This is a genomic window from Pseudomonas khavaziana, assembly GCF_019145205.1.
GTDB lineage: Bacteria > Pseudomonadota > Gammaproteobacteria > Pseudomonadales > Pseudomonadaceae > Aquipseudomonas > Aquipseudomonas khavaziana.
Window position 1 is genome coordinate 333,963 of record NZ_JAHSTT010000002.1, and the last position, 23,397, is coordinate 357,359.

General features: G+C 60.6%; 24 protein-coding genes. 17 read left to right on the forward strand and 7 right to left on the reverse strand.

The window, feature by feature from the left end; all coding sequences use genetic code 11:
• Window positions 1–2: 2 nt before the first annotated feature.
• The gene (gene lptM, locus KVH01_RS06010) at window positions 3–170 is read right to left on the reverse strand and encodes an LPS translocon maturation chaperone LptM (protein ID WP_003195417.1); all 168 of its coding nucleotides are present in this window, start codon (window positions 168–170) and stop codon (window positions 3–5) included.
• 238 nt (window positions 171–408) lie between these two features.
• Between lptM and cyaY the strand changes: the two genes are divergently transcribed.
• The 3 genes from cyaY to rnk all read left to right on the forward strand — a co-directional run bounded on the left by cyaY (window position 409) and on the right by rnk (window position 1,517).
• Window positions 409–756: an iron donor protein CyaY gene (gene cyaY / locus KVH01_RS06015; protein WP_043046908.1), complete on the forward strand. Its 348-nt coding sequence runs from the start codon at window positions 409–411 to the stop codon at window positions 754–756.
• 2 nt (window positions 757–758) lie between these two features.
• Entirely contained in the window at window positions 759–977 is a 219-nt protein-coding gene (locus tag KVH01_RS06020) for a DUF1289 domain-containing protein (protein ID WP_217880768.1), read from the forward strand.
• A gap of 132 nt (window positions 978–1,109) precedes the next feature.
• Window positions 1,110–1,517, forward strand: a complete 408-nt coding sequence (rnk, locus tag KVH01_RS06025) for a nucleoside diphosphate kinase regulator (RefSeq protein ID WP_217880769.1) — start codon at window positions 1,110–1,112, stop codon at window positions 1,515–1,517.
• Here the strand turns inward: rnk and KVH01_RS06030 are convergent.
• The 3 genes from KVH01_RS06030 to KVH01_RS06040 form a co-directional block, all read right to left on the reverse strand.
• Window positions 1,514–4,354 carry a class I adenylate cyclase gene (locus tag KVH01_RS06030; RefSeq protein ID WP_217880770.1) on the reverse strand — a complete coding sequence of 947 codons (2,841 nt, stop codon included), beginning with the start codon at window positions 4,352–4,354 and terminating at the stop codon, window positions 1,514–1,516. The two genes, rnk and KVH01_RS06030, sit on opposite strands and share 4 nt — an antisense overlap.
• 167 nt (window positions 4,355–4,521) lie before the next feature.
• Window positions 4,522–4,776, reverse strand: a complete 255-nt coding sequence (locus KVH01_RS06035; RefSeq protein WP_043046912.1) for a TIGR02647 family protein — start codon at window positions 4,774–4,776, stop codon at window positions 4,522–4,524.
• Between the two features lie 150 nt (window positions 4,777–4,926).
• The gene (locus KVH01_RS06040) at window positions 4,927–5,211 is read right to left on the reverse strand and encodes a hypothetical protein (protein WP_043046913.1); all 285 of its coding nucleotides are present in this window, start codon (window positions 5,209–5,211) and stop codon (window positions 4,927–4,929) included.
• A 125-nt stretch (window positions 5,212–5,336) separates the two neighbouring features.
• On the opposite strand from KVH01_RS06040, the gene KVH01_RS06045 reads away from it, so the two are divergent.
• The gene (locus tag KVH01_RS06045; protein WP_217880771.1) at window positions 5,337–5,996 is read left to right on the forward strand and encodes a glutathione S-transferase family protein; all 660 of its coding nucleotides are present in this window, start codon (window positions 5,337–5,339) and stop codon (window positions 5,994–5,996) included.
• A 96-nt stretch (window positions 5,997–6,092) separates the two neighbouring features.
• Here the strand turns inward: KVH01_RS06045 and argH are convergent, their stop codons facing one another.
• Window positions 6,093–7,487: an argininosuccinate lyase gene (argH, locus tag KVH01_RS06050; RefSeq protein WP_217880772.1), complete on the reverse strand. Its 1,395-nt coding sequence runs from the start codon at window positions 7,485–7,487 to the stop codon at window positions 6,093–6,095.
• Window positions 7,488–7,986: 499 nt separating this feature from the next.
• Here argH and KVH01_RS06055 point away from each other — a divergent pair, with 499 nt between their 5' ends.
• The 7 genes from KVH01_RS06055 to rsd all read left to right on the forward strand — a co-directional run bounded on the left by KVH01_RS06055 (window position 7,987) and on the right by rsd (window position 14,376).
• A complete protein-coding gene (locus tag KVH01_RS06055; RefSeq protein ID WP_043046915.1) occupies window positions 7,987–8,733 on the forward strand; it encodes a LytR/AlgR family response regulator transcription factor in 747 nt (248 codons plus the stop codon).
• A 138-nt stretch (window positions 8,734–8,871) separates the two neighbouring features.
• A complete protein-coding gene (gene hemC, locus KVH01_RS06060; RefSeq protein ID WP_057022731.1) occupies window positions 8,872–9,813 on the forward strand; it encodes a hydroxymethylbilane synthase in 942 nt (313 codons plus the stop codon).
• Window positions 9,810–10,568: a uroporphyrinogen-III synthase gene (locus KVH01_RS06065; RefSeq protein WP_217880773.1), complete on the forward strand. Its 759-nt coding sequence runs from the start codon at window positions 9,810–9,812 to the stop codon at window positions 10,566–10,568. The genes hemC and KVH01_RS06065 overlap by 4 nt, the downstream gene beginning before the upstream one ends.
• An 18-nt stretch (window positions 10,569–10,586) precedes the next feature.
• A complete protein-coding gene (locus KVH01_RS06070) occupies window positions 10,587–11,702 on the forward strand; it encodes a uroporphyrinogen-III C-methyltransferase (RefSeq protein ID WP_217880774.1) in 1,116 nt (371 codons plus the stop codon).
• Window positions 11,703–11,707: 5 nt separating this feature from the next.
• On the forward strand, window positions 11,708–12,949 hold the full coding sequence (locus KVH01_RS06075; protein WP_217880775.1) for a heme biosynthesis protein HemY: 1,242 nt from the start codon (window positions 11,708–11,710) through the stop codon (window positions 12,947–12,949).
• 237 nt (window positions 12,950–13,186) lie between these two features.
• Complete coding sequence (locus KVH01_RS06080) at window positions 13,187–13,708, forward strand: disulfide bond formation protein B (RefSeq protein WP_217880776.1); 522 nt, start codon at window positions 13,187–13,189, stop codon at window positions 13,706–13,708.
• 209 nt (window positions 13,709–13,917) lie between these two features.
• A complete protein-coding gene (gene rsd, locus KVH01_RS06085) occupies window positions 13,918–14,376 on the forward strand; it encodes a sigma D regulator (protein WP_217880777.1) in 459 nt (152 codons plus the stop codon).
• A gap of 52 nt (window positions 14,377–14,428) precedes the next feature.
• Here rsd and KVH01_RS06090 read toward each other — a convergent pair whose 3' ends face one another.
• Complete coding sequence (locus KVH01_RS06090; protein ID WP_217880778.1) at window positions 14,429–15,106, reverse strand: FKBP-type peptidyl-prolyl cis-trans isomerase; 678 nt, start codon at window positions 15,104–15,106, stop codon at window positions 14,429–14,431.
• A gap of 192 nt (window positions 15,107–15,298) precedes the next feature.
• On the opposite strand from KVH01_RS06090, the gene KVH01_RS06095 reads away from it, so the two are divergent.
• The gene (locus KVH01_RS06095) at window positions 15,299–16,531 is read left to right on the forward strand and encodes an AlgP family protein (RefSeq protein ID WP_217880779.1); all 1,233 of its coding nucleotides are present in this window, start codon (window positions 15,299–15,301) and stop codon (window positions 16,529–16,531) included.
• On the opposite strand, the gene KVH01_RS06100 is transcribed toward KVH01_RS06095, so the two are convergent.
• Complete coding sequence (locus tag KVH01_RS06100; protein ID WP_217880987.1) at window positions 16,528–16,992, reverse strand: TIGR02444 family protein; 465 nt, start codon at window positions 16,990–16,992, stop codon at window positions 16,528–16,530. The two genes, KVH01_RS06095 and KVH01_RS06100, sit on opposite strands and share 4 nt — an antisense overlap.
• 50 nt (window positions 16,993–17,042) lie before the next feature.
• Between KVH01_RS06100 and KVH01_RS06105 the strand changes: the two genes are divergently transcribed.
• The 5 genes from KVH01_RS06105 to KVH01_RS06125 all read left to right on the forward strand — a co-directional run bounded on the left by KVH01_RS06105 (window position 17,043) and on the right by KVH01_RS06125 (window position 23,321).
• Window positions 17,043–18,953: an ATP-binding cassette domain-containing protein gene (locus tag KVH01_RS06105; RefSeq protein WP_217880780.1), complete on the forward strand. Its 1,911-nt coding sequence runs from the start codon at window positions 17,043–17,045 to the stop codon at window positions 18,951–18,953.
• On the forward strand, window positions 18,953–19,519 hold the full coding sequence (locus KVH01_RS06110; RefSeq protein WP_043046926.1) for a mechanosensitive ion channel family protein: 567 nt from the start codon (window positions 18,953–18,955) through the stop codon (window positions 19,517–19,519). The genes KVH01_RS06105 and KVH01_RS06110 overlap by 1 nt, the downstream gene beginning before the upstream one ends.
• Window positions 19,520–19,688: 169 nt before the next feature.
• A complete protein-coding gene (locus tag KVH01_RS06115; RefSeq protein WP_005792425.1) occupies window positions 19,689–20,321 on the forward strand; it encodes a LysE family transporter in 633 nt (210 codons plus the stop codon).
• Window positions 20,322–20,890: 569 nt separating this feature from the next.
• The gene (locus KVH01_RS06120) at window positions 20,891–22,798 is read left to right on the forward strand and encodes an FTR1 family protein (protein WP_217880781.1); all 1,908 of its coding nucleotides are present in this window, start codon (window positions 20,891–20,893) and stop codon (window positions 22,796–22,798) included.
• 67 nt (window positions 22,799–22,865) lie between these two features.
• The gene (locus KVH01_RS06125) at window positions 22,866–23,321 is read left to right on the forward strand and encodes a YaiI/YqxD family protein (RefSeq protein WP_217880782.1); all 456 of its coding nucleotides are present in this window, start codon (window positions 22,866–22,868) and stop codon (window positions 23,319–23,321) included.
• Window positions 23,322–23,397: the final 76 nt, after the last annotated feature.

Sequence of the window (23,397 nt, forward strand, 5' to 3'; positions counted from 1 at the left end):
CCTTAGTAGGTGTCGTGCTTATGCGCTTTTGACGGCTTTTGCGACGATTGCGCCTGTTCATTCGGGTCTTTGCTGTCATCGGGAAGGTACAGCGGGCCTTTTTGACCACAGGCACTGACGAGACAGGCGACCGCGACGAGCGCAGCAAGGGAAGAGATCAGGCGCTTCATGGCGAAATCCTTGAATATGCATTAATTGCGCCCGAGTATACCGACCACCCGCCAGCTTGCCTATGCGCCGCAATACCCGTCCGGCGGGGGTTTGCCGAGATGACTGCGAAGCGCGTTACGCTGTTAGAGCATATTTCGTACTGCCGCCTGTAATGAAATCGGTATCCTTTGCAATCAGTGAAGCGCGTCCGTATCGTGCGGCGCTTGAGCAAAACCAGACACTTTTGAGGTTGCCACAATGAGTTTGACCGAAGCCCGTTTTCACGACCTGGTGGATACCACACAGGAGAAGCTGGAAGATATTTTCGACGACAGCGGCCTGGATGTGGATCTGGAAAGCTCGGCCGGGGTGTTGACCGTCAAGTTCGAGAGCGGCCAGCAACTGATCTTCAGTCGCCAGGAACCGCTGCGTCAGCTGTGGCTGGCGGCGCGTTCCGGTGGCGTTCACTTCGACTACGACGAAGAAAGCGGCAAATGGCAGTGCGACAAGAGCGAAGAATTGTTGGGCGAGATGCTCACCCGCCTGGTCCACGAGTATAGCGGCGTCGAGCTGGACTTTGATGAGTTGGGGCAGGACGAGATCTGACCGTGACCCAGCCTGCACCTGTACGCCCGCCCAAGCCGCTGTTCAGTAATGTCAGCCCGGCGGTGCCATCACCTTGTATCAGTTTGTGTCGCCTGGACGAACAGAAGGTCTGCCTCGGCTGCTTCCGCCATGTGGAAGATATCCGCGAATGGCGCTCCGCCGACGATGCGCGGCGCCGGGTGATCTGCGCTGAAGCCGAGCAACGCAAGGCACGCCTCTGACGCCGCCTTGTTTATTTGTGTCGCTGTGGTAGTGTCCGGATACACCTCAACTCATCGAGGTCCGTGAGAACCCCGCCTTTTCCTGGCGGGGTTTTGCTTTTTTTGTGCAGAAAAAAGGAGTCTGCCTGAATCATGACCGCACCTTCCATCATTCTTACCCGTCTCGACGTGCAGCGTCTTGAGCAGCTGATCGACCGCTTGGGCGACGAAACTCCCGGCGTCGAAGCGTTGCAAACCGAACTCGACCGCGCCGATGTGGTTGGCCACGATGAAGTGCCCCCAACTGTCGTGATCATGAACTCCAGCGTGCACTGCCGTGAACAAGGCAGTGGCAAGGACTATCACCTGACCCTGGTCTACCCCAAGGACGCGAATGCCGACCAAGGCAAGATCTCGATCCTTGCGCCGGTGGGCAGTGCCTTACTGGGCTTGCAAGTGGGCCAGCATATCGACTGGCCTGCGCCGGGCGGCAAGACCCTCAAGCTTGAACTGCTCAGCGTCGAAGGCCAGCCCAAAGATGGCGGCGCCTTCACCCTCTAGACCTGATCCAGCGCCGCATTGAGTGACTGTTCCAGTTCTGCCTTGTAGCGCAGGTACAGATTGCTCGGGCTCTGCACGTCCCCCAGCAGGCCCGACAAATCCAGATCGGTGATATAGCAGCGGTATCGTTCGGTTTCCTGGCGTTGCGCGACGATCTCCCGGGCTACCACGGCAAACAGTTGGTCGCCAAATTCCAGCTCGGAAAATTCCCGCTGATTGCAGTACAACGTGATCCCCACCTGGCCTGGCGTGCCTTTGCCGATAATCGCCTGCACGTCATAAAACGGCTTGTCGGCAGGATTTTGCGGGGCTGGCCTGGACTCGACTCGGCGCGCGCGGGAGTTGCCTGAGGGCAATAGCTGATAGTACAGGGTGTGAATCTCACCCACGGGTGGCTGCGCGTCCAGGGACGATAACGCCTCCCGGCGATAGAGGATCGATTGCAGAAAGCGCTGCAGTGGCGCCAGCAGACTCTGTTCATCGTGGAATGGCAGGCGTTGCTGCCACAGGGCATTGAATTCGTCGAGCACGTACAGCTCGGCGAAGCCTTCGTTGACCCGATAGAACACCTGCACACAATCGGCCTGGCCCATGGGTAGCAGCAGCGCCAGGTCGTGGTCTTCCAGGGCCATGGCGTCAAGGTGCCACGGGCTGTAGCTGGCCAGTTCCTCACTGAGGTAGGCAATCAGCGCATCCTGGGTGGGCAGCGGCACATGAGTGGCCTGGCCCGGTGTCAGTTCCATGACGTGATAGTGCTGCTGCACCTGAAGCAGGTAGCGATGATTGCCTTGGCTGAGCAGCAGGTTCTGCGCAGTGTCGAATACTTCCTCCACCCTTTGGGCAATGAACTGCGCACGGTTGTGGCAGAAGCAGCGCACCCGCAGCCGTGGCAGATGATCCTGTGGCAGCTGGTTGAGGTAGTCGCGCAGACAGTCGAGCAGCGCGTGGGGGCCGTCGTAGCGGCTGACCATCACCTCGTTCCAGCTATTGAGCGTGACCTGGTCCAGGGTCAGCACCAGGTTGTCGCGTACACCGGCATAGCTCAGGGAGTCGGTGCGCTCGGTGGTCATCAGGATATTCAGCTCGCGATGATGTTTGAGCGGGTCGACGCCGACGTTGATCAGCAACAACACCTCTTCCGGCACTGCCGGACGCAACAGGCGGACTTCATCGACGCTGGCCAGGGGCAGGGCGATGGTCTGCTGCAGGCTGCCCAGCAGGTTGAACAGCTCGAACTCGGTCATGTCACTGGTGCCAGGGTGCAGCGCCAGGCGCGTACTGCTGTCGATTACCCCATTGCGGTGGCACCAGGTAAGCATTTCCAGCAGGTCGCGGCTGCGTTTGATCGGCGCGAAGTGCTCCCATTCCAAGGCCGTGAGGTTGCCGTTATACAAGCCCCAGTGGTACTGGCCAGCTTCCTTGCGGTTGGGCGACTGCACGAGTGTCAGGGTATCTTCGGCCAGGTCGGGCGCAATACCGGGGTTGATGAACTCAACCTTGCCGGCTTTGCGCTCAAACGCTGCATACAGGCGCCGGCCCAACACATTGAGGTCACGCTTGTTGATCGGGCTGATGGTCTGTTCGGTACGGGCGAACTGGGTGAGGAAGCGGTAACTGTAGTTCAGCTCATTGACCAGGGCACGGCGCTCGGAAGCGACCTGGCGCACTTTCCACTGGCTGCGGCTGTCCAGCAGGGCCAGTTGGCGTTGGTCCCAACCCCACTCAAGCGCCAGACGCTCGAGCAGCAACCGTTGCCAGCCGGTAGTGCGCTGGCCACCGCTGAGCTTGCGATTGACCTTCAGGTACAGGCTGCGCCGCACCAGCTCCAGGCGCTCTGGCTCGTTGCGGGCCTTGAGATACTCCTCGATGCGGCGGTAGACCATGATGTAAGGGTCCAGCTCATCCAGATCAATCTGGTTGGCGAACACCGCCCGTTTAAAACGCAGGCTCAGGCACTGCACGTTCGGGTGTTCGCTGGCGTAGACCTCGGTCAGCAGCAGCTTGAGCACCGACTTGTAGGGGGATTCGATGCCCTTGAACAATTGCCACAACCCGGCACCCATGAACTCGCCCGGCGGAATGTGGGCCAGGTGGCCGAGGTCGAGCGTCTCGTCGGCGCGGATGAAGCGCTTGGAGATCAGGGTGTGGGTAAATTCGGCGTAGCGGCTTTCTTCATACACCGGCACCAACCACCAGATCGGCGTGCGTCCAGCCAGCCATATGGCCGTGCGGTAGAACTCGTCCAGCAGCAGGTAGTGCTGGGTGGTGCCGCAGTCGTCGGAACTCAATTGTGTGTCGCGTTCGCCGAGTATGAAGCGCGTCGGTTCAATCAGGAAAAAATGCGCTTCGGCGCCCATGCCCAGCGCCCAGGCCTCGAGCAATTGGCACTTCTTGCGCAGCTCGGCCAGTTCATTGTCATTCAGGTCGGGCGCATGGCACACCCACACATCCATATCGCTTTGATCGGCCTGGGCCAATGTGCCGAGGCTGCCCATCAGGAACAGGCCATGGATCGGCCGGGGCGGGTTGCCGTGGCGAGGTTTATAAGAGAACGAACGGGTCAGGCGCTGGGCTTCGGCCAAGGCCAGGACGTCGGGTTCGAAATTCGACAGCCCGGCCGGGGTGGTGCTGGAGACGTAGCCCGGCAACAACGGGTGATTGACGTGGAAAAACAGCGGCAGCAGGGTCAGTACGCTTTGCTGGCGCGGTGTCAGCCCCTCAACGGCACGGGCCATGCGTCCTTCATTAAGGGCCATGAAGCGCGCGCGCAACTGAGTCAGCACCTTGCGGTCGATGCCTTCATCCAGGTCGGGGCGGATTTCATGGGTGCGGGTCATGTCGAACTCGGTGGCTCGCAAGGCCCGACATGGGCGGCCGTGTAGGAGTTTACAGCCAGAAGCGTAGGAGGTTTAGAGGGGAAATGATTTTGGTGTCAGAATTTTCGCCGTTGCGCAACAACACCCTTGGAATCCGCAAGGGCGGACTCCACGGGCGGTATCCGTTATCAGGCGGCTTCTTTGGTCGAGCTGGTGGTCAGGATAGTCAGCAGGGTTTGCGCTTGTTCGGCGGCGTCGCGACCCAGGCTGGTCAGATAACCGCCATCCGGCTGGTCGATCAGTTTTTTCTCGAAGAGGCGCTTGGCAGCGGCAATGGCGGCAGGAGCGGCAGTCTGGTGGACTTTCAGACCTTCCTGGGAGCTGCCCAGGTTGAAGAGTGCAAGGATTTCCAGTTCGGCAACCAACTCGGGGGTATACGACATAAGGACTCCAGACTTTCTAAATTTATTAGAGGCTAGCAAGCCATAAGGTGAACGCACTTTGACGGGCTGTCCAGTGAGAAAGTCGTAGGTATTGATATGGCGCAGATTTGTGGCGAGGAAGCGGGCTTCCTGGCCACGCCAAGGCTGGTTTCAGTTGTTTTCAGGCGGTAGTTCAGGAAGTGCTCGCAGCGCCGTTTCATACCATTCGGTATCGAAAGCACGGTCTTCTTCGAGCATCTTGTCTATCTCAACGGCCAGCACATGGGCCATGAGATTCAAAATATCTTCGCGCTCGTAACCAACCAGGGTCAGTTTATTGAAGGTCGCCTTGGCGGCAGGCGGGTTGTCGCTTTCGATCTGGTTTTCGATGGCCTGGGTCAGCGTGCTTTCGGTGAACTCTTCTTCGTCGTTATCAATATCGGTCGGCTCGCTCATGGCAGGCTCCTCAAGGAAAGGGTGCCAGTCTACCGCCATTCAGGCAGGTGATGCTGCTGGTCAGCCCGGCTTCGGGCATCTATAACTCTTGCAGCCAACCCCACACCCGGCCTGGAGGCTTTGCGATGCTCAAGCTTTACGGATTTTCGGTCAGCAACTACTACAACATGGTGAAACTGGCGCTGCTGGAGAAAGGACTGCCTTTCGAAGAGGTGCTTTTTTATGCCGGGCAAACCCCCGAAGCGCTGGCGATAAGCCCGCGCGGCAAGGTGCCGGTGCTGGGCGTGACGCAGGGATTTATCAACGAAACCAGCGTGATCCTCGAATACATCGAGCAGACCCAGGAAGGCCCTGCGCTGCTCCCGGCCGAGCCGTTCCAGCGTGCCCAGGTGCTGGCGTTATGCAGGGAGATCGAGCTGTACATCGAATTGCCTGCCCGTGCCTGTTTCGCCGAGGCGTTTTTCGGCATGCCGGTGCCGGAGGCGATCAAGGAAAAATCCAAGGTCGAGTTGTTGCTGGGCATCACTTCTTTGGGGCGGCATGGCAAGTTCGCGCCTTATGTGGCGGGTGAAAGTTTTACCATTGCCGATCTGTATTTTATGTACAGCTTGAATCTGGCCTGTGGTGTGGGCGAGAAGCTGTTTGGGCTGGACTTGCTGGCGCAGTTGCCGCAAGCGAAGGCATTGCTGGGGCGCCTGAATGAAATGCCCAATGCGCAGAAGGTGGAGGCGGACAGGCAGGCGGCGATGCCGGCATTCATGGCGATGATTGCGGCCAAAAAATAATCAATGTGGGAGGGGGCTTGCTCCCGATGGCGGTGTATCAGGTAAGAAAACCTTAGCTGACCCACCTCCATCGGGAGCAAGCCCCCTCCCACAGTTTTAGCGGCTGGCGAGCAATTCTTTGCCGCGTACTACGGCAGCCTTGACCTGTGCCGGTGCAGTACCGCCCACATGGTTGCGGGCATTCACCGAGCCTTCGAGGGTCAGCACGGCAAACACATCCTGCTCGATCTGGTCGCTGAACTGGCGCAGTTCTTCCAGGCTCATCTCCGCCAGGTCCTTGCCGGTGTCTACGCCATATTTAACCGCGTGGCCGACGATTTCGTGGCAATCACGGAACGGCAGGCCACGGCGTACCAGGTAATCAGCCAGGTCGGTCGCGGTGGAAAACCCGCGCAGGGCCGCTTCACGCATCATCGCGTGCCTGGGCTTGATCGCCGGGATCATGTCGGCAAAGGCACGCAGCGAGTCGCGCAGGGTGTCGGCGGCGTCGAACAGCGGTTCCTTGTCTTCCTGGTTGTCCTTGTTGTAGGCCAGGGGTTGGCCTTTCATCAGGGTCAACAGGCCCATCAGTGCGCCGAATACCCGGCCGCTTTTGCCCCGTACCAGCTCGGGCACGTCGGGGTTCTTCTTTTGCGGCATGATCGAGCTGCCGGTGCAGAAGCGGTCCGGCAGGTCGATGAACTGGAACTGCGCGCTGGTCCATAGCACCAGTTCTTCCGAGAAACGCGACAGGTGCATCATCGCAATGCTGGCGGCGGCGCAGAATTCGATAGCGAAGTCACGGTCCGACACGCCATCCAGGGAGTTGCCGCCCACGGCGTCAAAGCCCAGCAGTTGTGCGGTGTACTCGCGGTCGATCGGGTAGGTGGTACCCGCCAGCGCGGCGCTGCCCAATGGCATGCGGTTGGCGCGCTTGCGGCAATCGACCAGGCGCTCGTAGTCGCGGCTGAGCATTTCGAACCAGGCCAGCAGGTGGTGGCCGAAGGTCACCGGCTGTGCGGTCTGCAAGTGGGTGAAGCCGGGCATGATGGTGTCCGATTCACGCTCGGCCTGCTCCAGCAAACCTTTTTGCAGGCGGGTGATTTCGGCCAGGATCAGGTCGATTTCATCGCGCAGCCACAAGCGGATATCGGTGGCTACCTGATCGTTACGGCTGCGGCCGGTGTGCAGTTTTTTGCCGGTCACGCCGATGCGGTCGGTCAAGCGCGCCTCGATGTTCATGTGCACATCTTCCAGGTCGACGCGCCAATCGAACGTACCGGCCTCGATCTCACCGCGGATGGTGGTCAGGCCGTCGATGATGCTGTCACGCTCGGCGTCGGTCAGCACGCCGACCTTGGCCAGCATCGTGGCGTGGGCGATGGAGCCCATGATGTCGTGGCGGTACAGGCGCTGGTCAAAGGTGACGGAGGCGGTGAAGCGGGCGACGAAGGCGTCGACGGGTTCACTGAAGCGGCCGCCCCAGGACTGGTTGGTCTTGTCGGTGCTCATGGATTCGCTCGTGATCTGTTTGAAAGAGGCATGGAGGTGTGCCGGCGATAATAACAGGGTTGCCCTTGGTGGCGGTGTTGCGGGTGTCTGGCAATTTTATTTGCTCCACCGATGGCTAAGTGCCTTGCCGCCGACCGCATCCGGGACGAGACTGGACAGGTACTTATTGAAACGATATTTGACGATTGAGCAATATCGTCTCGGTGAGCGTCTACAGTTGCACTGATAGTGTGTGAATGCACCAAAGTCGACTGATGCGGTCATAACCAGACTATCCATTAAACAGGGGGGTATTCGGATTGTGTATCAGTGAACCCTACGACGATGCCCGACGGCAGCAGGTCCTGGGCGCAATTGAACAGGTCCGGGTAAATTTGGGTGCCGCTCTCAGGGCACTTTTTGCCGCTCGCGCTAGTCTTAGCGTGGATCGCTGTGACGTAAGTCACCGCACCTGTCTACGCTATCCTTGTGCGAGACTCACGCAGGAATCCAGCGCAATATGAATGTCCTGATCGTTGATGACGAACCCCAAGCCCGCGAGCGACTGAGCCGTCTGGTCAGTGAACTCGAGGGTTATACAAACCTTGACCCGAGTGCCACCACTGGGGAGGAGGCGTTGACGCTGATCGAGAGCCTCAAGCCAGATCTGGTGCTGCTCGATATCCGCATGCCGGGCCTCGACGGCTTGCAAGTGGCCGCCCGCCTGAGCGAGCGCGAGTCGCCGCCGGCCGTGGTTTTGTGCATGGCCCATGATGAGTTTTCTGCGCAGACGCTTGAAGAGAGCAATGTCAGTTTTCTCATCAAGCCAGTCACTGCCGAAGCCTTGCTCAAGGCGTTGAAAAAAGCCGAGAGACCCAACCGCGCCCAGCTTGCCGCCTTGACCCAGCCGGCTGCCCAGAGTGGTAATGGGCCACGCAGCCACATCAGTGCGCGCACTCGCAAGGGTATCGAGCTGATCCCACTTAGCCAGGTCGTCTATTTTATTGCCGATCACAAGTACGTGACCTTGCGTCATGAGTCTGGTGAAGTGCTGCTCGATGAGCCGCTCAAGGCCCTGGAAGACGAATTTGGCGACCGCTTCGTGCGCATCCATCGCAACGCGCTGGTAGCCCGTGAGCGCATCGATCGCCTGCAACGTACGCCCCTGGGGCACTTTCAGCTATTCCTGAAGGGGCTCAACGGCGATGCACTGATTGTCAGCCGACGCCACGTCGCCGGCGTGCGCAAGATGATGCAGCAGCTTTAACCCAAGGTCTGCGGCGCGGTCTGCGTTCCTTGTCGTGGTGCGATGTGGCCAGGGAGGCCCCGCACTTGCTGATTCAAATCAAAGCGTATTTGCCTGAGCTGTTATTATCCGCTGTAACTATTCAGTTCGGATTGATCCATGTCCTCTCGCGAAATCCGCATCGCCACCCGTAAAAGCGCCCTGGCCTTGTGGCAGGCCGAATACGTCAAAGCACGCCTTGAGCAGGCCCATCCGGGCCTCAAGGTATCCCTTGTACCCATGGTCAGTCGCGGCGACAAGCTGCTCGACTCGCCACTGTCGAAAATCGGCGGCAAGGGCTTGTTCGTCAAGGAGCTGGAAACAGCGCTGCTGGAGAACGAAGCCGACATCGCCGTGCATTCGATGAAAGATGTGCCCATGGACTTCCCTGAAGGCCTGGGCCTTTTTTGCATCTGCGAACGCGAAGACCCGCGCGATGCCTTTGTTTCCAACACCTACGCATCCCTGGATGAATTGCCGCTGGGCAGCATCGTCGGCACCTCCAGCCTGCGTCGCCAGGCTCAGTTGCTGAGCCGGCGCCCCGATTTGCAGATCCGTTTCCTGCGCGGCAACGTCAACACTCGCCTGGCCAAGCTCGACGCCGGCGAATATGACGCAATCATCCTTGCCGCTGCCGGCTTGATTCGCCTGGGCTTCGAAGAGCGCATCACGTCGGCCATCAGCATCGAAGACAGCCTGCCCGCGGGCGGGCAGGGTGCGGTCGGCATCGAATGCCGCACCGCCGACAGCGAAATCCACGCACTGCTCAAGCCCCTTGATCATGCGGATACCGAAGTGCGTGTCACCGCCGAGCGCGCCCTGAACAAGCATCTCAATGGTGGCTGCCAAGTGCCAATCGCCTGCTACGCCGTGCTCGAAGGTGAAAACCTGTGGCTGCGTGGCCTGGTCGGCGACCCGGACGGCGGTACGCTGCTGACCGCCGAAGTGCGCGGCCCGCAACGTGATGCCACGGCCCTGGGCATCCAGGTCGCCGAGGAGTTGCTGGACAAAGGCGCTGGCGCCATCCTGCAGAAAGTCTATGGCGAGGCCGGCCCGCAGTGACCGACTGGCGCGTACTGCTGACGCGGCCTGCCGAGGAGTCGATGGCCCTGGGGGCCTTGTTGTCCGAGGCTGGTATCTACAGCAGCAGCCTACCCTTGCTGGAAACCGAAGCGTTGCCGGTCACACCCGAGCAACAAGCGTTGTTCGGCGCGCTGCAGCGCTATTGCGCGGTCATCGTGGTGAGCAAGCCGGCTGCGCGCCTAGCCTTGCAACGATTGGGAAGTACTCTGGCGCCAATGCCCTGGTTCAGCGTTGGGGCGGCGACGGCGCAGATACTGGCCGGTCATGGCCTCGATGTTCACTATCCAGCCACTGGCGATGACAGCGAGGCCTTGCTTCGATTGCCTGCATTGCGCGAGGCTACTGCCCGGCCAGATGCAAGGGTGCTGATTCTGCGCGGCGAAGGCGGGCGGGAGTTGCTGGCAGAGCGTTTGCGCGAGCAAGGTGCTAGTGTCGACTATCTGCAATTGTATCGGCGTTTTCTTCCAGCCTATGAGAAGGGCGCGCTGATGCAGCGCATTCAGTTGGAACGCTTGAACGGCCTGGTGGTCAGCAGTGGGCAGGGTTTTTTACACTTGCAGGCCATGGCCGGCCCCGATTGGCCAGAGGTGGCACAGCTGCCATTGTTCGTGCCCAGTCCGCGCGTCTATGAGATGGCGCGGGCCGCTGGCGCAGAAAAAGTTGTGGACTGTCGTGGCGCGAGTGCCGCGGCTTTGTTAGTGGCGTTGGGGAGCTATCCCGTTCCCACTCTCTGATACGCAAAGGACGGATACGTGAGCGAAACAGCCTTGCCTAAAGATGAAGCTCAGCCCGCGCTCGACGCGCCGGTCGAGACACCGGTCAGCGCACCACGCCGCAGCAATGGCCTGGCCATCGTCGCCTTGCTGCTGGGCGCTGCGGGCGTAGCCGCCGGCGGCTGGGGGATTTGGCAGGTGCGCGCCCTGCAAACCAGCAACCAGCATCAGCTGGGCCAGGTGCAGACCCTGGATGAGCAATCCCAGAGCCTCAAGCAAAGCCAGCAGCAGATGGCCGCTCGCCTGGCGCAGTTACCGGGTGCGGACGAGCTTGAGGAGCGCCGCCGCCTGGTCGCCCAATTGCAGGGTGATCAGCAGCGCCTGAACCAGCGCCTGGAAACCGTGTTGGGTGCCAGCCGCAAGGACTGGCGCCTGGCCGAAGCCGAACACCTGATTCGTCTGGCCAGCTTGCGTTTATCTGCCTTGCAGGACATCAACAGCGCCCAGTCGCTGGTCCAGGGGGCGGACGAGATTCTTCGCGAGCAGAGCGACCCAGGCGCTTTCGCCGCGCGCGAGCAACTGGCCAAGAGCCTGGCCGCGTTGCGTAGTACCGAGCAGCCGGATCGTACCGGCCTTTACCTGCAACTGGCGGCCCTGCGTGACCAGGTCGTGCAGTTGGCGGCGATTGCGCCGGAGTATCAACTCACCGAGCCTTCCTCCCAAGGGCGTCCCACCAACGATACGGAAAATTGGTTGAGCAAGTGGTGGGAACAGATCTCCCGCTATTTCCGCATCGACTTCAACCCGGATGACAACATCCGCCCATTGCTGGCGGGCCAAGGCCTGAACCAAGTGCGACTGGCCCTGAGCCTGGCGCTGGAGCAAGCACAGTGGGCCGCGCTGAATGGCGAGTCGGCGGTGTACAGCCGCTCGTTGGGGCAAGCGCGCAGCGTATTGCAAGACAACTTCAACCAGGACAACCCGCAGAGCAAGGCGATGCTGGCGCGTATCGCTGAGCTTGAGCCCAAGGCCGTGTCGGTGGTGACGCCCGACCTGGCAGCGAGCCTGGCTGCGGTGCAGGCGTACCTCGAGCGTCGACATCAGTCTGCCGATGAGGCCAAGGCTTCGGCTGACAAACCGGCGACCCAGGAGTAGAGCTGATGAAGCGTTTCTATGTGATCCTGGTGCTGGCAATTGCGGTCGCCCTGGCACTGGGCGTGGGTGTTTCGAAACACACCGGCTACGTGCTGATTACCTATCCCCATTTGCTGCATTACGAATCGAGCCTGTGGGCTACGCTGGTGGCGGTATTTGCCATCGGCCTGGCGATCTACCTTGTGCGTGTGTTGTTGAGCCTGGTCACCACATCCAGCGGCGTGGTCAATCCCTGGTCGCGGCGCAACCGCAGCCGCCGTGTGCAAATTGCCATCGAACAAGGCCAGATGGACCTCGCGGAGGGCCGCTGGGCCAGTGCCGAACGCCATTTGCACCGCGCCGCGGAAGCAGAGCGCCAACCGTTGTTGTATTACATCGGCGCAGCCCGCGCGGCCAATGAGCAGGGCCGTTATGAGGAGTCCGACGGTTTGCTGGAGCGCGCCTTGGAGCGCCAGCCCCAGGCCGAACTGGCGGTTGCATTGAGCCATGCGCAACTGCAGATGGACCGAGGCGATACTGACGGCGCCCTGACCACCCTGCAGGCGATGCACGAGCGTCACCCGCATAACGCGCAGGTGCTACGGCAGTTGCAGCGCCTGCATCAGCAGCGTGGCGATTGGTCATCGGTGATTCGCCTGTTGCCTGAACTGCGCAAGGACAAGGTATTGCCTGCGGGCGAGCTTGCCGAGCTGGAGCGTCGCGCCTGGGGCGAGAACCTGAGTCTGGCTGCCCAGCGGGAAGAGCAAGGTGAAGCGGGCTTGCAGTCCCTGGAGCGCGCCTGGGAGCAATTGACTTCGGCCCAGCGCCAACAGCCACAGTTGGTGCTGGCGTATGCCGACCAACTGCGTCGGCTCGGTGCGGATGCCAAGGCCGAGGAGGTGCTGCGTGGTGCGCTCAAGCGCGGCTATGACAGCCACTTGATCCGTCTGTATGGCCTACTGCGCGGCAGTGACCCAGCGCGTCAATTGAAGTTTGCTGAAGGCTGGCTCAAGGATCATCCTGGCGACGCCAGTTTGCTGTTGACGCTGGGCCGCCTGTGCCTGCAAAACAGCCTGTGGGGCAAGGCACGGGACTACCTGGAAAGCAGTCTGCAAGTGCAGCGCAATCCTGAAGCCTGCGCCGAACTGGCCCGCCTGCTGGCCCAGTTGGGCGACACCGAACGAAGCAACCAGCTGTTTCAAGAGGGCCTGGGGTTGCTGGACAATCGTCTGCTGTCCTCGCCGCTACCAGTCCCTGCGCGAGTTTGAAGTAGGAAAGGGTGAACAGATTGGCTCCGACCTATCTGACACCCGATCCGCCAATCCCCCGTAAACGCTTGGCCTAACTGGTGTTGTTACTAATTCCTACTTGTTGTAATTGGATTTCCTCCGGACTCTGGCGGGATGTCCTTACATTTTCGCGGAATAGTCTGCTCTAGGGCGTATTGAAAGGGGTTGGGCCTTTACTCTACCGTAGCGACCTATCTCTTGCAGTGCGGATAAACAATGTCTTTGGCCCCTTTACGCTCTTTGTTTTTCCTGGCGTTCATGGCAGGTGCGCTGACGTTGGGCGCGTCCTTTTATCTGGAATATGGCGCGCTGCTACAGCCTTGTTTTCTATGTCAGGTACAACGCCTGTTGCTTGCCATTTTTACGCTGATCAACTTGATCGCTGCTCTTCATAACCCTGGACGCATGGGCCTTTGCCTGTATGGACTGGCAAGCATGGGGTGTGCGCTGCTCGGCGCCATTACCGCAGGGCGCCAAGTGCTGTTGCAGAATATGCCCTCAGGCCAGGTCCGGGATTGCTGGCCCAGCCTGCAATCGATGATTGAGAACCTGTCGTTCTGGCAGGCAGCACGCTCAGTATTCAACGGCACTGTCGATTGCGTCGAAATCACCTGGACGCTATTTGAACTGAGTCTTCCCGAGTGGAGCCTGCTGTTCTTCGTGGCCATGCTGATTCTGGGGGCCATGCAATTTTCAAGGTTGTTGTTTTGTAGGCACTTGCGCCGTGCAAGGGCATGAAAACCGAACGCAGGTTGTAGGAGTGGATTAAACACTTGTATGAACTTTCTCTCCTGCGTACCTTGAAGCCACAGTCATGCGGGCATAATCTGGCCCGCACGCGTTATCCAAACCGTTTGTCAGACGCGGCCTTGTCCGGCTGCTGCTTTATCCTCGAAGTGTTGCGCAGGTACATAGCAGCAGCGCCCCTATAGGGAAGAGAGATCATCATGCTGGAAAGTTGTCAGAATGCTCAGGAACGCTGGGGTGGGGTGCACAAGCTGATCGACAGCTGGTTGAAGGCACGTCACGAACTGGTTCGGGCCTTTGATGCTCTCGGTGCCAAGCCCGAAGCATTGGGTGAGAATCGCGAGCCATTGCAGGATTTCTGTGGAGTGCTGGTGGACTACGTGTCGGCAGGCCATTTCGGTGTCTACGAGCAGCTGACCAAGGAGGCGGAAGCCTTCGACGACCAGCGTGGTCTCGATCTGGCAGAGACTATTTACCCGCGCATCGATGTGATCACGGAGAAGCTGCTGGCATTTACTGACCTGTGTGATGCAGGGAAATGTGTTGCGGAAAAATTCAAAGAGTTGGGTGCGCTGCTACATGAGCGTTTCGAGTTGGAAGACTGCCTGATCGAAGTGCTGCACAACGCGCATAAGGAAGAGGTTGCCACCCAGGCCTGAACCTTTGCGACGATATGAAAAACGGTGCGCATGTCGCACCGTTTTTTATGGGTCAGTGGCGAGTGCCGAGCAGTTCTATCTCGAACACCAGCGGCGTAAAGGGCGGGATCAACTCACCCGCCCCATCTGCGCCATAGGCCAAGGCTGAAGGAATCACCAGGCGCCATTTTGCACCCACCGGCATCTGTTGCAATGCGCTGCTCCAACCGCTGATCACGCTGTCCAGGCGAAACCATTGCGGCTGCGTACTTTTGTCGAAGACGGTCCCGTCGGGTAGTCGCCCCACGTATTTCACCTGCACCTCATCGCTGGCCAGTGGCTTATTGCCTGTGCCAGGTGACAGCTCGGTGAGCAGGATGCCGTCTGCCAATTCGCGCACGCCAGTGACGGCTTTTTCCTGCGTCAGGAATTGTTGTTCGGCGACGAGTGCTTTTTCGCTTTGAGGGGGTTGGGCGTCGGCAGCGTTCTGTGCTTCGTGCTGGGCGAGTATCTGTTCCATACGAGCTTGGTCCAGCGCAAGCGGCTTGCCCTGGTAGGCTTGCCTGAGGCCGTCCACCAGTGCCTGGATCTGTAGGTCAGGGACTTCCTGGCGCAACCGTTCGCCGAGGCTTGCGCCGAGACTATAGGCAAGGTCGTGCGGATCCGAGGCGGTGGTTTTTGACGACGGTTGCTCGCTCGCATCGGCTACGCAGATCATTAAGCCAAGCACTAGAAAAAGGTAACGCGACATGGACAGTCTCCCGGCGAAAGTGCGAGGGATTATGCCAGTGTGAGTGAGTAAAAAGTGGCGCGGTTTTTCGTTATATCGATAAGAATTTTCGTACGGTGCAACGCAAGGCAAACGATACTGTCAACATGCCCTAGCGGCGGTAAGAGCAGAGGGCTAGTATGAGCCGCACCCACGTCAGCCAGGAGGTAAACCATGTCGGCCAAACAGAAGCCTGTAAATACCCCGTTGCACTTGCTCCAACAACTTTCGGGCAGCCTGCTCGAACATCTGGAAAGCGCATGTTCCCAGGCGTTGGCCGATGCAGAAAAACTGCTCGCCAAACTGGAAAAACAACGCGGTAAAGCCCAAGAAAAACTGCACAAGTCCCGCACCAAACTGCAAGACGCCGCTACAGCCGGCAAGTCCAAGGCGCAAGCCAAAGCCAAGGACGCCGTTAAAGAACTTGAGGACCTGCTGGATGCCCTCAAGGATCGTCAAGCGGAGACCCGCAGCTACATTTCCCAACTCAAGAAAGACGCTCAGGAAAGCCTGAAGCTGGCCCAGGGCATTGGCCGTGTGAAGGAAGCCGTAGGGAAAGCACTGGGTGCTCGTACCCCTGCAAAAGTTGCAGCCAAGCCGGTTGCGAAAACTGCTGCTGCGAAACCTGCTGTCAAGCCAGCGGCTAAAACCGCTGCTGCGAAACCAGCCGCCAAGCCAGCTGCCAAAACTGCTGCTGCGAAACCTGCTGTTAAGCCAGCTGCCAAAACTGCTGCTGCGAAACCGGCCGCCAAGCCAACTGCCAAAACGGCTGCTGCGAAACCAGCCGCCAAGCCAGCTGCCAAAACTGCTGCTGCGAAACCGGCCGCCAAGCCAACTGCCAAAACGGCTGCTGCGAAACCAGCCGCCAAGCCAGCGGCTAAAACCGCTGCTGCGAAACCGGCCGCCAAGCCAGCTGCCAAAACTGCTGCTGCGAAACCTGCTGTTAAGCCAGCTGCCAAAACTGCTGCTGCAAAACCAGTCGCCAAGCCAGCGGCTAAAACCGCTGCTGCGAAACCAGCCGCCAAGCCAGCGGCTAAAACCGCTGCTGCGAAACCAGCCGCCAAGCCAGCGGCTAAAACCGCTGCTGCGAAACCAGCCGCCAAACCAGCTGCCAAAACTGCTGCTGCGAAACCAGCCGCCAAGCCAGCGGCTAAAACCGCTGCTGCGAAACCAGTCGCCAAGCCAGTTGCTAAACCTACTGCCGCGAAACCAGCCGCCAAGCCAGCTGCGAAACCTGCTGCCGCGAAACCAGCCGCCAAACCCGCGGCTGCAAAACCAGCACCTGCCAAGCCAGCCACTCCAGTAGCACCTGCTGCCACTGCGACCTCTTCAACCGCTCCAGCCGCATCGACCAGCAGCACCCCTGCACCGGTAGCGTCAAGCACCACCCCAACCAGCGCTTCCTAAGTGTTGGTGACCACGACGCGCAGCCGCTGCAGCGCGTCGTGGTCAAGGTTGGCGGCCTCGGTCGCCAAGCCTTCAAGCCATCCGTACTGACCCACCCCCTCATTGATAGGCCATGCCTGCGCCAGCGTTTCCAAGCGCATCAGCAATGCTTGCTCGGCTTCCATCTCTAGAGTCTTGACCCGCTCCCGTAGCGATGCCAGTTGCGTATCCTGCTGCGCCATGGTTCGCCATTGCACACGCACTTGTCGCAACGGTTCGACCACCTGTGTCCGCCAGGGGCGAGCTAGCTGCTGCAATGCCTGCGCGCGTTCGGACGTATACGCCACACCTCGTTGTTCCAGCCATGCACCACACAGCAACAGGCACACATCCGCCCCTTGCTCCTGCAAGCGCAGGCACTCGGCCTCCACACCCGGGCGGGCGTAGGTCGAGAGGGCAAAGCTCCACAGGTCAGCGCACATATTCACACCCAAGCCAGCGGCCAACGAAGCTGGTAGACTCCGCCGCCATTATGATCCGACTTCAAAGCCTAACATTACAGCGTGGCCCGCAACGTCTTCTTGAAGACGCCGAGCTGACCCTGCACGCCGGTCACAAAGCCGGCCTGATCGGTGCCAACGGCGCCGGCAAATCCACGTTGTTCGCCTTGTTGCTGGGTGAGCTGACCCCGGACTCCGGAGACTGTCTGCTGCCGGCCGACTGGCGCATCGCCCATATGCGCCAGGAGATCGACACCCTGGACCGCATCGCGATCGACTACGTGCTCGATGGCGACCTGCGCCTGCGCCAGGTGCAACATGATCTCGCCGAAGCCGAAAAAACCCAGGACGGTGCCGCCCAGGCCCGCCTGCACGCCGAGCTGGACAGCGCCGACGGCTATACCGCCGACGCCCGTGCCCGCAAGATGCTCGCCGGCCTGGGTTTTACCAACGAACAGATGGACCGCCCGGTCGCCGACTTCTCCGGTGGCTGGCGCATGCGCCTCAATCTGGCCCAAGCGCTGATGTGCCCTTCGGACCTGCTGCTGCTTGACGAACCGACCAACCACTTGGACCTCGATGCGATCCTGTGGCTGGAAGACTTCCTCAAGAACTATCAGGGTACGTTGCTGCTGATTTCCCACGACCGGGACTTCCTCGACGCCGTGGTCGATAACATCGCCCACGTCGAACAGAAGAAGATCACCCTTTACCGTGGCGGCTATACCGCGTTCGAACGCGCCCGCGCCGAGCGCCTGGCCCAGCAGCAACAGGCCTATGAGAAGCAACAGGCGCAGCGTGCGCACATGGAAAGCTACATCGCCCGGTTCAAGGCCCAGGCCACCAAGGCCCGCCAGGCCCAGAGCCGGATCAAGGCCCTGGAGCGCATGGAAGAGCTGTCGGCGGCCCACGTCGATTCGCCGTTCGACTTTGTATTCCGCGAATCGGTGAAGATCTCCAGCCCGTTGCTGGACCTCTCCGATGCCCGCCTGGGTTATGGCGACAAAACCATCCTGGAGAAGGTCAAGCTGCAGCTCACGCCAGGCGCTCGTATCGGTTTGCTGGGCCCCAACGGCGCGGGCAAGTCGACGCTGATCAAGAACCTCTCGGGCGAGCTTGAGCCTCTGTCTGGTCGCCTGACCCGTGGCGAGAACACAGTGGTGGGTTACTTCGCCCAGCACCAACTTGACTCGCTCGATTCCAAGGCCAGCCCGCTGTTGCACCTGCAACGCCTGGCGCCGACCGAACGCGAGCAGACCTTGCGTGATTTCCTCGGTGGTTTTGACTTCCGTGGCGCGCGCATCGATGAGCCCGTGCTGAATTTCTCCGGTGGCGAAAAAGCCCGGCTGGCTCTGGCCCTGATCGCCTGGGACCGCCCGAACCTGCTGCTGCTCGACGAACCGACCAACCACCTGGACCTGGAAATGCGCCTGGCGCTGACCATGGCCCTGCAGGAATTCAGCGGTGCGGTATTGGTGGTGTCTCACGATCGCCACCTGCTCAAGAGCACCACCGATAATTTCCTGCTGGTGGCCGACGGCAAGGTCGAAGAGTTCGACGGCGACCTGGACGATTATGCGCGCTGGCTGACCGATTACCGCCTGCGTAATGCGCCGGCCAGCAATACCCCCGTCAACCCGGACAAGACCGACAAGAAAGCCCAGCGCCAGGCCGCTGCCGCATTGCGCCAGCAGTTGGCCCCGCACAAGCGTGAAGCCGACAAGCTGGAAGCCGAGCTGGGCAAGGTGCACGAGCGCCTGGCCAGGATCGAAGCCAGCCTGGGCGACAGCGCCGTCTACGAGGCGGCGCGCAAGGATGAACTGCGCGACCTGCTGGCCGAACAGGCCAAGCTCAAGGTGCGCGAAGGGCAGTTGGAGGAAACCTGGATGGAGGCCCTCGAGTTGCTCGAAACCCTGCAAGCGCAGCTGGAGGCGCTGTCCTGATGGAAGCGTTGCAACTGCCGTTGCCGGCGCAATGGGTCGAGCCCGTATGGATCGGCGTGCAAATCCTGCTGATCCTGCTGGCCGGCTACCTGGCCCAGCGCTTTGTCGCCAAGGGCCTGACCCGCCTGGGTGAGCGCTACCCGCTGCCGCCGCAATTGCTGATGCCACTGCGTGGCGGCTTGCGCTGGCTGATCATGGGCAGTGCACTGATCTTTGTGCTGGGCCGCCTGGGTGTGTCCGCCACTGTCTTATGGACGGCGCTGTCGGGGTTTGTCGCGGTAGCGGCAGTGGCGTTCTTCGCCATGTGGTCGGTGCTGTCCAACCTGTTGTGCGCGATCCTGATCTTTACCGTCGGGCCGTTCCGTCTCGGTGACATCGTCGAGCTGGTGGACACCGTCGACAAACCCGGCGTGAAGGGGCGGGTCGTGGCGATCAACCTGCTCTACACCACGTTGATCGAGGTCGAGGAGGCCGGCACCAGCAGCGCGATGGTGCAGGTGCCCAACAGTATGTTCTTCCAGCGTTCGGTGCGGCGCTGGCCGGGAACAGGTACGCATATCTTGTAGGAGCGAGCTTGCTCGCGAAAATCGTCAACGGTAACGCAGTGCATCCAGTCGGCCCGTATCGCTTGTGCGTTTTTCGCGAGCAAGCTCGCTCCTACAAAAATCTATAGCCAGTCTTCGCTCGGTGGAGTTAGCTTAAGGCACTACCGCTAATTCCCTTCTGAGGTGCGCAATGGCTCTCGACACATGGCTGGCCTTCTTCCTCGCCAGTTGGATCATCTCCCTTTCCCCCGGCGCGGGTGCCATCGCCTCGATGTCCAGCGGCCTGCAATACGGTTTCGTGCGTGGCTACTGGAACGCCATTGGCCTGCAACTGGGCCTGGCGATGCAGATTGCCGTGGTGGCGGGCGGCTTGGGCGCCATTCTGGCGGCGTCGTCTACCGCGTTCTATGCGATCAAATGGTTTGGTGTGGCCTACTTGGTGTACCTGGCCATCAAGCAATGGCGCGCCTTGCCCATGGACATGACCGATGACGCCGCCGTGCGCCCCATCGGCAAGCCGATGGCGATGATGTTCCGGGGTTTCCTGGTCAACGCCAGTAACCCAAAGGCCCTGGTGTTCATGCTGGCGGTGCTGCCGCAGTTCGTGAACCCGCAGGCGCCGTTGTTGATTCAATACCTGATCCTCGGTGCGACCATGATCAGCGTCGATATGATCGTGATGGCGGGGTATACGGGGTTGGCCTCTAAAGTCCTGCGTCTGTTGCGCACGCCCAAGCAACAGAAGCGTGTGAACCGCACCTTCGCCGGTTTGTTTGTCGGTGCCGCCGGTTTCCTCGCAAGCTTGCACCGCGCCACGGCGTAACTGAACAAGCCGGATCACAATGTGGGAGGGGGCTTGCCCCCGATGGCGGCCTGACAGCCGACCAGGATGTTGGATCAGACCGAGTACATATCCGTTGCTGCGGTAACGGCCACTTAAGGTTACGCCCTTACGGCGTGTCACTTTTGTAAAGGCACAAAAGTAACCAAAAGGCCTTCGCCCCAACACTCGGCACCTCGCTTAGGCTCGGTGTGCCCGAACGCAGGCTTGAATCCGTGGGCCGCCGCCACGCGCCATCCATGGCGCGGGGCGGCTAACCCGGCGTCCTGCCGGGTTACCCACGGATTCAAGCCTGCGTTCGGCCAGCGTGTTTGACGGGGCGCCTGAGATCAAGATCAAAAGCCAGAGCAATAGCGCAAGAGCAAGCAGTTGTGTAGATACACATGCCCCGATAGCGGTGAATCAGTCGATGAATCTGTTGATTGAAACTCCGTCATCGGGAGCAAGCCCTCTCCCACATTGGTTTTGTGGCGATATTAAATAACACCTTGAGTCCAAGCCCTTTAAGCTCAACAATAGTGTTACTTCGTATTTCCACTTGAGATCCATTCATGACTGCCCCTTTCCGCTTTCTCGCCTGGCTGCTGTTGCCGGCGATGATGTCGTGCAGCTTCAATCTCTTGGCCGCAACCGCCGAGGGCGCGCCACAGGCCCTGCATTTGCTGGATTACATCGGCGCCGACTACCCGCCGACGGTAGAAGCGGGCAAGGTGGTGGACGACTCGGAATATCGCGAGCAGGTGGAGTTTCTTGGGGTATTGCAGGGCCTGGTGGCCGATCTGCCGGATAAGCCCGAGCGCGCCGAGCTGGTAACCGGCGTTGATGAACTGCTGGCAGCGGTCAATGCCCGCCAGGACGGTGCGAGTGTGGCTCGTCAGGCCCGTCAGTTGGGTGCCAAGCTGGCGGTGGCCTATGAAGTCAGCCAGGCCCCGGCGATTACGCCGGACCCTATACGCGGTGCGCCGCTGTACGCTCAGCACTGTTCGGTCTGCCACGGCACGGCCGGTGCCGGTGATGGCCCGGCGGGCGTAGGTCTCACGCCGCCGCCCGCGAACCTGCGAGATGCCACGCGTCTGGATCGCTTGAGTCTGTATGCGATCTACAACACCCTCGGCCTGGGTGTCGAAGGCACCGATATGCCGTCGTTCGCTGACCAGCTGGACGACCGCCAGCGTTGGGACCTGGCCACCTACATCGCCGGTTTCACCGCCGACCCGGCTGCCGCCAGAAGCGCGCAGGCGTTCAACTTGGCCGACCTGGCGCGCCAAACCCCCAATGAAGTGCTCGCCGCCAATGGGCCGGCCGCCGCCGCGGCTTTCCGCGCCCAGCGTGCGCAGCCGCCGCAGGTCCAGCGTGGCCCCGCGCAGTTGCTCGACTACACCGCCATCACCCTGGACAAGAGCCTTGCCGCCTTCCGCAACGGTGACCACGAGCAGGCCTACGACCTGTCGGTCGCCGCTTACCTGGAAGGTTTCGAGCTGGTGGAAAGCTCCCTGGATAACGTCGATGCCAATGTGCGCAAAGACACCGAGAAGGCCCTGATGGCCTATCGGCAATCGTTGCAGGACGGCTTGCCTATCGAGCAGGTGCAGCAACGCCTGGACGTGGCCAAGGGCAAGCTGACCGAGTCCGCCGGCCTGCTGGGCGGCGATGGCTTGAGCTGGTCGTTGAGCTACATTTCCGGCTTGTTGATCCTGCTGCGAGAAGGTCTGGAAGCGATCCTGGTGCTGGCGGCGATCCTGGCCTTCCTGCGCAATACCGGCCAGCAATCGGCGGTGCGTAGCGTCAATGTCGGCTGGGGCCTGGCGCTGTTGGCCGGCTTGGCCACCTGGGCCTTGGCGGCGTATGTGATTGACGTCAGCGGTGCCCAGCGCGAACTGCTCGAAGGCTGCACGGCGTTGTTTGCCAGCGTGATGGTGTTGTGGCTCGGCGTATGGATGCACGACCGACGCCACGCGGCGGCCTGGCAGGACTACATCAAGAGCAGCCTGGTGGGCGGCGGTGGGCGTTTCGGTTTTGCGGTGCTGGCGTTCTTCTCAGTGTATCGCGAGCTGTTCGAGGTGATCCTGTTTTACGAAACCCTGTGGCTGCAAGCCGGCCCAGCCGGGCATAACGCGGTATTGGCGGGCGGGGCCACGGCGCTGGTGCTGCTGGTGGGCCTGGCCTGGGTGATCCTGCGCGGTTCGGCGAAGCTGCCGCTGGCATTGTTCTTCGGCATCAACGCCGCGTTGCTGTGTGCGCTGTCGGTGGTATTCGCCGGGCACGGTGTCAAGGCGTTGCAGGAAGCCGGCATTTTCGGCACGCGGCCGGTGGCGTTCTTTGAGTTCGACTGGCTGGGCATTCACGCCGATGCATACTCGTTGAGTGCGCAAGCCGTGGCTATCCTGGCGATTGTGGTGCTGTATGGTCGCAGTAGGCTGGCTGAAAAGCGTCGTATGCCGTCAACCCAGCGCGGTTAAGTATTTGGGAGGGGTCACGCCCAACACATCAGGTATGTGTTGGGTCATTAGTTGGTAAGGAGTTTCGATGCGGGTGTGGATCGATGCCGACGCCTGCCCACGGGCGGCCAAGGACCAAGTGGTGAAGTTTGCCCTCAAGCGCCAGTTCGAGGTGGTGCTGGTGGCTGGGCAGAGCCAGATCAAACCGAGCTTTTCCTGTGTGAAACTGATTGTGGTACCCAGCGGCCCGGATGCGGCTGATGACTACCTGGTTGAGCATGCTGTGCCCGGTGAGCTGGTGGTCTGCAGCGATGTGCCCTTGGCCGACCGGCTGGTAAAGAAGGGCGTCACGGCCCTTGACCCACGGGGCAAGGAGTTCAGCCCGGCGAACATGAGCGAACGCCTGGCGGTGCGTAACCTGTTCACCGACCTGCGTGAGCAGGGCCAGATGGGCGGCGGGCCACCGCCCCATGGAGAAAAGGACAAGCAGGCGTTTGCCAATGCGCTGGACCGAATCCTGACCCGTTTGATGAAGCCTCTGTAGGTGCGTGATTGCTCACCAAGAACCTGAGAGCGCTGGGTGCATCCAGCTGCCCGCGCTATCGTTGATGTTTTTCGCG